9 protein-coding genes are annotated in these 9,618 nt (G+C 64.6%); 4 read left to right on the top strand and 5 right to left on the bottom strand.

The features are described 5' to 3' along the window. Window positions 1-10 precede the first annotated feature (10 nt). From VF515_03750 to VF515_03735, 4 genes are all read right to left on the bottom strand, one after another. Window positions 11-430, bottom strand: a complete 420-nt coding sequence (locus VF515_03750; GenBank protein HEX7406748.1) for an avidin/streptavidin family protein — start codon at window positions 428-430, stop codon at window positions 11-13. Between the two features lie 16 nt (window positions 431-446). Then, window positions 447-2,186 carry a thiamine pyrophosphate-binding protein gene (locus VF515_03745; GenBank protein HEX7406747.1) on the bottom strand — a complete coding sequence of 580 codons (1,740 nt, stop codon included), beginning with the start codon at window positions 2,184-2,186 and terminating at the stop codon, window positions 447-449. 176 nt (window positions 2,187-2,362) lie between these two features. Next, complete coding sequence (locus tag VF515_03740) at window positions 2,363-3,157, bottom strand: methyltransferase domain-containing protein (GenBank protein ID HEX7406746.1); 795 nt, start codon at window positions 3,155-3,157, stop codon at window positions 2,363-2,365. A gap of 63 nt (window positions 3,158-3,220) precedes the next feature. Then, the gene (locus VF515_03735; GenBank protein ID HEX7406745.1) at window positions 3,221-5,596 is read right to left on the bottom strand and encodes a CoA transferase; all 2,376 of its coding nucleotides are present in this window, start codon (window positions 5,594-5,596) and stop codon (window positions 3,221-3,223) included. 204 nt (window positions 5,597-5,800) lie between these two features. On the opposite strand from VF515_03735, the gene VF515_03730 reads away from it, so the two are divergent. The 4 genes from VF515_03730 (at window position 5,801) to VF515_03715 (ending at window position 9,203) form a co-directional block, all read left to right on the top strand. Further along, complete coding sequence (locus VF515_03730; GenBank protein HEX7406744.1) at window positions 5,801-6,646, top strand: MaoC/PaaZ C-terminal domain-containing protein; 846 nt, start codon at window positions 5,801-5,803, stop codon at window positions 6,644-6,646. A 98-nt stretch (window positions 6,647-6,744) separates the two neighbouring features. Further along, on the top strand, window positions 6,745-7,536 hold the full coding sequence (locus tag VF515_03725) for an inositol monophosphatase family protein (GenBank protein ID HEX7406743.1): 792 nt from the start codon (window positions 6,745-6,747) through the stop codon (window positions 7,534-7,536). Window positions 7,537-7,551: 15 nt separating this feature from the next. Further along, entirely contained in the window at window positions 7,552-7,869 is a 318-nt protein-coding gene (locus VF515_03720) for a hypothetical protein (GenBank protein HEX7406742.1), read from the top strand. A gap of 248 nt (window positions 7,870-8,117) precedes the next feature. Continuing rightward, window positions 8,118-9,203, top strand: coding sequence for a right-handed parallel beta-helix repeat-containing protein (locus VF515_03715; GenBank protein HEX7406741.1), 1,086 nt, complete (start codon window positions 8,118-8,120; stop codon window positions 9,201-9,203). Window positions 9,204-9,365: 162 nt separating this feature from the next. Here the strand turns inward: VF515_03715 and VF515_03710 are convergent. Next, window positions 9,366-9,618: hypothetical protein (locus tag VF515_03710; protein ID HEX7406740.1), on the bottom strand; the 253-nt coding region annotated here is incomplete at its 5' end.

The following is a 9,618-nucleotide window of genomic DNA, read 5'->3' as shown; positions in this document are numbered from 1 at the left end:
GGTGCGGCGTTCACTTGACCTTCAGGCGACCCAGCGGATGCGAGGGGGCAGATCTGCTCCGGCGGGCTCCTGCGGGACTGCGACCGCGAAGAAAGGTGTCCGCGCCGGACCGGATCCCCGACCACAGCCAATCCTTTTCGGCGCGGTCTTCGATATTGACCGCCAGGTGCCACATCGTCTCAATCTCCTCCACGCCATCTTCGACGGTGTGTTGCCCGGCCCACGCGGTGACGGATTGGAATTTGCCGAAGCTCACGGAAAAGGTGATCAGGTCGCCACACACAAACCCGGTCAGTGGGAATCCCTCGGCGGGGCTGGGAGAACCCACTGCTGTGTGGAAGGTGCCGGAAACTATTCCGTCATCACTGACGGTGAGGTTCAGCTCCGAGTGATGCTGATTGTGCCACTTGCCTGAGAAGTCCACGTCCATGTCGGCCTCCTGATCGTTACACTTTACGTTCCCCGTAATAGGGCATGCGAACCGCGTCGTTGCCGTCGTCCGGCTTGGGTGCGGCCGACGCCACCATCATCCGGGTGACGGGCGAGATCACGCTGGGGTCGGTCATCACGTTGACGCAGGCCGGGCGGTCGCTGGCCAAGGCCCGCTGCAGCGCGGGTACCAGGTCGTTCGGGTCTTCGACATACTCCGCGTGACAGCCGAAACCGGCGGCGGCGAGGTCGTAGCGTGTCGGGCCGAGCGCCGTCACCACCCTGCGGTCCTTCCCGTACATCAGCTCTTGCCCGTGCGCCGACATGCCCCATTGCTGATCGTTGTTGACCACGGTGACGATGTTGAGCCGGTGACGCACCATGGTGTCGAACTCCGCGAAATTGAGGCCCACGGAACCGTCGCCGGTGATGCACACCACCTGGCGGTTGGGGTGGGCGACTTTCGCCGCGATCGCGAACGGCATGCCGACGCCGAGACAGCCCAAATAGCCGTGCGACAGCCAGTGCCCGCCCCGCCGGATCTCGGCGGCCATATCCATCCACGACGAGGTCTCGCCGCCGTCGGCCACGACGATGGCGTCAGGCTCCACGGTGGTCGCCAGGGTGCGCGCCAGCCGGTAGGGATGGATGGGCGGTTCCTTGTTCGCCAGCGCCTCGGCGAAGAGCGCGTCCGCGAACCCGCGGACCTGGCGCACCGCTTCCTGCCATGCGGAGCGGTCCGGCCATTTCTTCTGGCGGGCGGCGGCGTGTAAGGCGTGCACCGTCTCATGCACGTCCGCCATGATGCCGAGATCGATATCGCGGTTGCGTCCGATCTCCTGTCCCTCGATGTCGACCTGGATGACGCGCGCGGTGTGCGGAATGATCATTCCGCTGCGGCCGGCGGTGAAGAGTCCCAACCGGGCGCCCAAAATGAGCAACACGTCCGGCCTGTCGCCGCCCATCTGCGCCAGCGCACCCAGAGTCGAAAAGCCGCGGCCTCCGAGTGGATGGTCATCAGGGACCATGCCGCGCGATTTGGTGTTGGCGAAAACCGGTATGCCCGTGTGCTCGGCGAATTTTACCAGCTCTGCCCCGACGCCGGAAAACCAGGCGCCGCCCCCGACCATGATGGCGGGACGCTCCGCGGCCAGCAGCCACTCGATCGCCCGGTCGACGGCCGCGGCCGGTGGCGCCGGCCGCGCGTCCAGCTTGATGCGCTGGGGGAAGATGACGTCAGATTCGTCCGTACGTCTGAACAGCACGTCGGCCGGGATCTCGAGGAAGACGGGCCCGGGGCGCCCGGTGGTGGCAATCCGCAGTGCCTGGGCCACGAGCTCGGGGATGCGCTGCGAATGGGTGATGCGGTGGGCCCATTTGGTGATCGGCTGCATGATGGCTACCTGGTCCATGCCGCCCTGGAGTGGCAGCGTTTCCGCATCCACCAGTGGCGCGGCGCCGCCGATGATGAGTGTCGGAATACAGTCCAGGTAGGCGTTGGCCACCCCTGTGACCACGTCAGTTACCCCTGGCCCCGCGGTGACGATGGCGACGCCGGGCCGGCCCGTGGTGCGGGCCCAGCCGTCCGCTGCATGTCCGGCCGCCTGCTCGTGACGCGTATCGATCAGGCGGATGTTGTGGTCCAAGGCCGCCTGAAAGATGGCGTCGAGATGCCCACCGTGCAGGGTGAAGATCTCTCTGATTCCCTGCTGCTTGAGCACCCGAATGAGCATCTCGCCGCCATCTATACGTGCCATGAACTCTCCTTCTCGTAGTCAATTCACAATGCCCGCATGTGCGGGACTCCGTCCGTTACCAGAACCTACAACACGCCCTGGGCGCCAATGGCAAGGATGAGAACGACACGTGTGGTCATAGGCTGATCTGCAAACCTCGGGACTTCCAACTGCACCCATCGTGCCAAAGCCCGCACTCACTTCAGACCGGTGACGAGGAATTGGGGGAGGAACAGCATGTACGTGCCGTCGTTGATGGCGGCCTGGCAGTCGTTGGTGATCATGTCCGCCTCGTCCGGCGCGAGCCGGCCGAACTCCTGCGCGTACATCACGAGGCTCATGACAATTGGAAACAAGAGCCCACGGGTGTCGGGACGTGCGAGCACTTCCAGCTTGACTTCGCCGAATCCAGCCTGGCGCATGGCGCCGTACAGTTTCCGGCCGGCCAGTGGCTCCTTGTAGGCGGGCTGCGCTGCCGTCAGCAGACGCGCCACCCGCTCGGGCCCGAGCGGCTCAATGATCAGGGCGCCCCAATCGCTGTCAATGGCATGCGCCAGCCCGCCGGGCTTCAGGACGCGGCGGAATTCCAACAGGGTGGCGTGCAGATCCGGAACGTATTCGAGTACGTTCTTGCAGATCACGCGATCGACGGACGCGTCCTCCGCGGGAATTCGGCCGTCGACGATGTGGTGCCAGTCGACACGCTCGGCCAGGCCTTCGCTTTCGGCCCGCGCCCGTGCCCGGCGCAGGAACTCTTCGTTCAGGTCACAGCCGACGACTCGGCCGCTCGGCCCGACGCGCTTGGCCAGTTCGATCGCCAAGAAGCCGGGGCCACAGCCGTAGTCGATGACGCGCAACCCCGGCGCAATCTGTGCCCCGGTGATCATGGGTTCCATGTTCGGCCGCCAGCGGAAGAGTTCCTCGTAGATGGGGATGTGCTCCGGGTCGATCCGCTCCCAGTGCTCGCGGTAGTAGGTATCAGAGGCCGTCATATGCGGAGGGTCCTGAGGCGACACATTGCCGGCGGCTGGGCGCTCGGATGGTGTAGGCGCAAATCAGCCGCAGACACCATCGGCGATCAGCTTGTCCACTTCGGCCTCTTCGAGTCCGAGAACATGAGTGAGGATGTCTTTCGTGTCTCCATCCAGCAACGGGGCGGCACCGGCCGTGATGAGCTGTGAGCGGCTCATGCGCAGGGGATTCCCGATGTGCCGCTCGGGGCCGATCTCCGCGTGTTCGACGGTGACAATCGCGCCGCGGGCGGCCAGATGCGGGTCGGCGCGGTGATCGTCGGGATTCTGCACCGGCATGGCCGATACGCCGGCGGCTTGCAGCGCCGCCGCGGCGTCTTCCGGAGCCCGCCCGCGTGTCCACTCGGCAACCCGCGCGTCGATTTCCGCGCGTGCGGCGAGCCGGCCTTGGATCGTGGCGAAGCGGTCTTCAGAGGGCCACCCCACGCCCGTCACAAACCGTTGCCAAGTCGCATCGTCAACCACGGCTATGGCGCACCAGCGATCCTCCCCAGCGCACGGGTAGACGCCGTGCGGCACGGCGTATTCGGAGGCGTTGCCTTGCTGCTGGGGTGCACGTCCAGTGCATGGTCCTTGGAGGTAGAACTCCCCGAGGAAATACGCGGCGGCTTCGGTTTGTGCCATCTCGATGAACTGACCCTCACCGGTGCGGCGCCGATGTTCGAGCGCGGCCAGCACGGCAACCGCCCCGAGCTTGCTGGCGATGTGGTCCGGATGGTTCAGCGCACAGCCGGCCGGGTAGGGAGCAGCGGAATGATTCCACAGCCAATTGGTGCCGGCGAATGACGAGTTCAGCGGCCCAAACGACGCGGCCTCACCCAGCGGTCCGCCCCGCCCGAAGCCTTGCGAGGCCATGTAGACGATGTCCGGCCGCACGCGGCGGACATCGTCGTAGTCGAGCCCCCATTGCCGGACCACCCCGCCCCGGTTGTTTTCGACGATCACGTCGGCGGTGGCACACAGCCGCAGCGCCAGCTCCCGACCCCGAGGTGTGCGCAGATTCAAGCAGACGCTCTTCTGCCCGCGGGCCTCGGTGTTGAACGTCCAGGCGCGGTTCGGTTGATCGGGTTCGACGGTGACGGCGCGCAAGAAGTCGAGGTTTTGTCGGGATTCGATCTTGATGACTTCGGCGCCGAGCTCGGCCAAGACCCAGCACACCTCCGGGCCCACGGCGCCGACACCGAGATCGATGACGCGCTTGCCGGCGAGTAACGGCGCGCCAGCTGCGCCGCTGGGAGGTTCCGGCGTTCGTGCGGAGAAGCCGGCACGGTCATCCTGGCCCGGGGCAGGCGCCGGATGCCGCAGCACCGCGGGAGTGACCGAGAAATTGAGCGGCGCCGGCGCAAACGGCGCGTCGCCAAGCTGCGGAAAACCCGTTTGCTGGAAATAGGCACGCTTCCGCGTCTGTTCCTCGGCAACGAACTCGTCAGGGGTGTTGACCGGTGCCAGTGGAAGACCTAGTCGCTGTGCCTCGGCAAACACCTCCGCCCGGGAACGTTCGCGCAAGCTGTCCGTTGCCAGCAGGCGAATCACATCCCCGTTGAGCAAGCGGTACAGCGGGAATTCCCACTCGGGGCCTGCCAGGGCTTCAGGGCTCCCCATCAGCGTCACGAACGCCCGCCAGTGTCGCGGTGTGCCCGGAAGCACGCGCACGTAACCATCTGCCGTGGGCAACACCAGGTACAGGCCGTCGGCGTTGCGCGGCGGTGCCGGCGGCACTATGGGGTACAGCCGCGCGTAATCGGCGAGCGGGATCGACCACGGGTTGAGTCCATTCAACGCCGCTTCTTGGACCGAGACCTCGATGGTCTGGCCTTCGCCGTGTCGTGCGCGGTCGAGGATCGCGATGAGTGCGCCGGCCGCGCCGAACACCGAGGCGCAGTCATGTGCGACGTATCCCGGCAGCCAGCACGGCGGCAGATCAGGGAAGCCGGCGGCATGCAGCGCACCGGAGGCGGCGAAGGCAGGTAACGGCTCGAGACGCCAGTCCGCGCGTGGTCCCGAAAGTCCGAAATCCGCCATCGCCACGTGGATGAGACGGGGATGATGGGCGCGGACCTCGGCGGGAGAAAGGCCGAGGCGGCGCTGCCCCTCACGGCCCAGGTTCTCGAGCAGGATGTCGGTGTGCCCGCAGAGCTCGGCGAAGCGGCGGCGGCCGGCCGGATCGCGCCGGTCGATGACCACCCCGCGCTTGTTGGCGTTGCGATACAAGAACGGCAGCGATCGATCGGGCGCCGCAATGCCGCCGACGAACGGTGGCTGCAAGCGGCCCGGATCGCCGCCCGGCGGCTCCACCTTGATGACGTCGGCACCCAAGTCGGCGAGCAGCCGACCCGCTAGCGCGCCGCGAAGATCGGTGAGGTCCAGAACGCTCAGATGGCTGAGTGGCGCCGTCGACATGGGGCGCACTCTAATCCGATTCCAGCGGCGGGGACAACAGGTTCGGGATCGGTTCGCGATCGGAGATGACGCGACGGCGAAGCCCGCGTGGGGAGGCTCAAGACCGCGCCAGCCCCCAAGCCCCTTCAAAGAGGGCGTGAGGGCTTGGGGGCTTGGAAGGTCTGGGCTTGACACCGTCGAAAACTTCTTCAAAAAGGGTCGGCCATGAGCAAACAAATCTCTCGCGACCTGGTTGGATTGACATTCGAACCGGTACCGTACTCGTGGACGTCGAAAGACGTCATCCTCTACGCGCTTGGGGTGGGAGCCAAGCCGGAGGGGGAACTCGAATACGTGTACGAAAACAAAGGCCCTAAGGTGCTGCCGACCTATGCGGTGATCCCGGGCATGATGTCGATGGGCGGATTGATCGGCAACGTCGAAATAAACCTGGCGATGTTGCTGCACGGCGAACAGGCCATCACGTTGCACCGCGAGATTCCGCCTGAGGGGAAGGTGCGGGTGATCGGCCGCATCAGTGAAGTGTGGGACAAAGGCAAGGCCGCGGTGATTGGCGCCGAAGGCATCGTGGAGGACGACAAGGGTCCGCTGCTCACCACCAAGGCGACGTTGTTCATCCGCGGTGCCGGCGGCTTTGGCGGCGAACGCGGGCCGTCGACGGCGGGTTTGAACGTGGCCCCCGACCGCAAGCCGGATCACGTCGTCGAAGACGTTGTCCGGCCGGAGCAAGGTGCGATCTATCGCCTCAGCGGTGATAGCAACCCGATCCACATCGATCCTGACTTCGCCCAGATGGCCGGTTTTCAAAAGCCCTTCTTGCACGGCCTGTGCACCTACGGTTTCGTCGGCCGCGCCATCCTACGCACCGTGTGCGGGGGAGATCCGGCGCGCTTCAAGTCGTTTGAAGCGCGGTTCGCCGATCAGGTCTATTACGGCGACACCATCGTGACCAAGATCTGGCGCACGGGTCCGGGTGAAGCCATCGTGCAGGGCGAGACGCAGAAGGGCAATGTGGTGCTCTCGCAGGCGAAAACCACGTATAAAGAATAGCACTCGGCGGTCAGCAATCAGTGTTCAGCAGCGGCGGGCGCACGTCATGCGCCCGCCGCCGCTGGCAGCCAGCTCTCAGCTGGGTTACAGTCGCGACCATGGACAAGCGGCTCGAAGTGGCCATTGCGGCGGCGAAAGCGGGAGGTGAGGTGGCGTTGCGATACTTCCGCACGCAGCTGACAGTCGACTACAAAGGAGACCGGTCTCCGGTGACACAGGCCGACCGGGAGTGCGAGCTGCGCATCGTTGAGGTCCTGCGCGGCAGCTTTCCGGACTACGGTGTCGTGGGTGAGGAGTTCGGTGAACGCGAAGCAGGCAGCGTCGGTGCGAGCACCAAGTGGATCATCGATCCCATCGACGGAACCAAGAATTTCATCCGCGGCATACCCTATTTCGCCACGCTCATCGGCTTGGAGGAAGGCGGTGAGGTGACCGCAGGCGTGATCTATGCGCCGGCCATCGACGACCTGCTCTATGCAGAGAGAGGTGCCGGCGCATTCGATCGAAACGGCCGCCTGCAGGTCTCATCCATCAGCGCGCTGCGCCAGGGCATGGTGGTGTTCGGCGGCCTCGACATCTTCCGGCGCGTGGGCCGCTGGGACGGCTTTGAGCGGCTCGTACGGGCCTCCGGCCGGCAACGCGGCTTCGGTGACTATTTTGGTCACACCTTCGTTGCCCGCGGGCAGGCCGAAGCGATGGTGGAAGTGGATCTCAAGCCGTGGGATCTGGCCGCCATCAAGATCATTATCGAGGAAGCCGGCGGCCGCTTCACCGACTTCAACGGGGTGGCAACCATCTACGGCGGCAACGCCATCGCCTCCAACGGCCTGGTGCACGATGAGATCTTGAGATTACTGCACTCGGCGCCTGAGCAGCCGCTGTCGTCATAGGTCCCACCCCAGAGAATGGCACGCAAGCGGCAAAGAGTAGAGGAACAAGGCTCACTGTTCGGCGGAGCGGAACCGCGCCGGCCGACGCGGGAGGCCGCAACCGTCAAGACGGGAGACGCCAAAGAGAGCGCGCCGGCTCGGCGCCAATGGCGTATGCCGGAGCTGGAGGGGAAAACCGTTGCCGAAATCCGCCTGCGCTGGCCGAAGCGGCTCACACCGGCGCAGGTGGCACGTGTGGAAGCGGAACTCAGCCTGCTGCCCAAGGCGCTGACCAAGTTGGGCTTCGGTGCGGTCGCGGTCGAGCGCGCCTTCGTGCAACGACGACGGTCGTAGACGTCTTCATCGACCGCTGTTGCTTGCCGATGATCTGCGCGAATTTATTGGACATAAGGTGTGAACAATGCGTTAATCGAAGCTCAGCAAATCACTGCGGAACTTGGAGTCCCATGAGTTCGACCAACCTAACCAACAAACACGCAACCTTGCTTGCGCTCTGCCTGACCGGCCTTCTATGGCAAGCCTGCGGGGGCGGCGGCAGTAGTAGCGGTGGAAGCAGCAGTGCAAACCAGAAAACGCGAACCGTGGCGGCCATCCACACGCCCTTGCCAACGTCCACCCCGCAACCCGTCGTGATCGTTCCTAGTGGCCAGAGCATCATTGATTTTGTGCGGACTGCCCCTCCCGGAGCGAAGATCATCGTCAGCCCCGGCCTGTATGCGGCGTTTACGATCGCTGCCGGAGATGTCAGGGGACCGCTTGACTTGGTCGCCGATGTCACCGGGGCAATGACGAACGGTCCTGCCGAGCCGATCACGATCGATGCGGCTGGCGCGCCTAACGCAATTGCGCTTTCCGGCATACCGGAAGGGTCGGCGGTGCTGATCGATGGCTTTACCCTCCGAGGAGCTGTGACGGCGGGCCTCTCGGTCGAGAGCAGTCCCGGAACGACCGTGCAAGACTGTGTGATTGGGCACAACCAGGGTGACGGCGTGCTCCTGACGGCATCCGGTGGGGGGCTGGTGTTCAACAACCGGGTCTTCGACAACTCCGGTGCGGGTGTACGTGCGCTCGGCTCGGACCACACGCGGCTCATCAACAACACGGTGTACGGCAATACCGCTGTCGGGATAGCCATCGGCGACACCAACGGTCCATCACCCAATGTGGAAGTGGAGAATAACATCGTCGATATGAACAGTCCGATAGGCATCGCCGTCGATCCGAATTCGATCACGGGGTACCGAGCGGACTACAACCTCAACACCGATGGGTACGCGGTGGGTGTTCCTCTCGGAGCACACGACCTTTCGACCGACCCGCAGTTCATGCATCCGACCGGCGTCGCTCCGGACTTTCACCTGGCAGCCGGCAGTCCGGCGATTGGCGCAGGTGATCCCGCGACTGCCGTGAACCTTGCTGGCTTACTGCGATCGGGAACGACCCAAGAAAGCGGAGCGCCTGATTGCAGTTCGGCTGACCTCGGCTATCACTATCCGACGGATATGAAGTGCGCAACGCCGACACGGACACCGACGGCCCGGACGACGTCGGGCGCAACAGCAACGCCAACCGTCACGAACAATAAAACGCCCACACCAACGCCGAAACCGACGCCGACGCCCAAACCGACGCCGACGCTTAAACCGACACGGACGCCTAAGCCCTGATGATAGGGTCGCCCTAGCGCTCCGCCGTGGTACTGAGAGGACGCCAGCGAGGTGTTCATTGCGGCTGGTTGCGACCCCTGACGCACCGGGGTCAGAAACGGCGGCGACCCGCCCGGATCGCCGCGTAGGCAGGTGACTTGAAAGTTTTTCTCGAACGATGGCCTAGAGAACTGTGGAGCCGTCGCCGGCAGGTTCCGCGCCTTCTTCGCCTTCTTCCCCATCCGTTTTCTTGGCCTCACGGCGCTCCATCTTCTTCTTCAACTTCTCTTCCTGTTTCAGTTTACGGGCCATTTCTTTGCGACGCTTTTGATCCCGCTTGAACGTTTTACCGCCAGCCATCTCGACGCTCCTTTCACCTGCTCCAGCGAAGGCTATACCCTCGGTGGCAATAGGCGCTGATCGCAATGCCCGAGCC

Source organism: Candidatus Binatia bacterium, from assembly GCA_036382395.1.
Taxonomy (GTDB): domain Bacteria; phylum Desulfobacterota; class Binatia; order HRBIN30; family HRBIN30; genus JAGDMS01.
This window is presented reverse-complemented; position numbering and strand designations above follow the sequence as displayed.

Excerpts from the sequence above, each read along its gene's own strand:
- VF515_03725 (HEX7406743.1), top strand. The coding sequence starts at position 6,745 with ATGGACAAGCGGCTCGAAGTGGCCATTGCGGCGGCGAAAGCGGGAGGT.
- VF515_03745 (HEX7406747.1), bottom strand. The coding sequence starts at position 2,186 with ATGGCACGTATAGATGGCGGCGAGATGCTCATTCGGGTGCTCAAGCAG.
- VF515_03750 (HEX7406748.1), bottom strand. The coding sequence starts at position 430 with ATGGACGTGGACTTCTCAGGCAAGTGGCACAATCAGCATCACTCGGAG.
- VF515_03735 (HEX7406745.1), bottom strand. The coding sequence starts at position 5,596 with ATGTCGACGGCGCCACTCAGCCATCTGAGCGTTCTGGACCTCACCGAT.
- VF515_03730 (HEX7406744.1), top strand. The coding sequence starts at position 5,801 with ATGAGCAAACAAATCTCTCGCGACCTGGTTGGATTGACATTCGAACCG.
- VF515_03740 (HEX7406746.1), bottom strand. The coding sequence starts at position 3,157 with ATGACGGCCTCTGATACCTACTACCGCGAGCACTGGGAGCGGATCGAC.
- VF515_03720 (HEX7406742.1), top strand. The coding sequence starts at position 7,552 with ATGGCACGCAAGCGGCAAAGAGTAGAGGAACAAGGCTCACTGTTCGGC.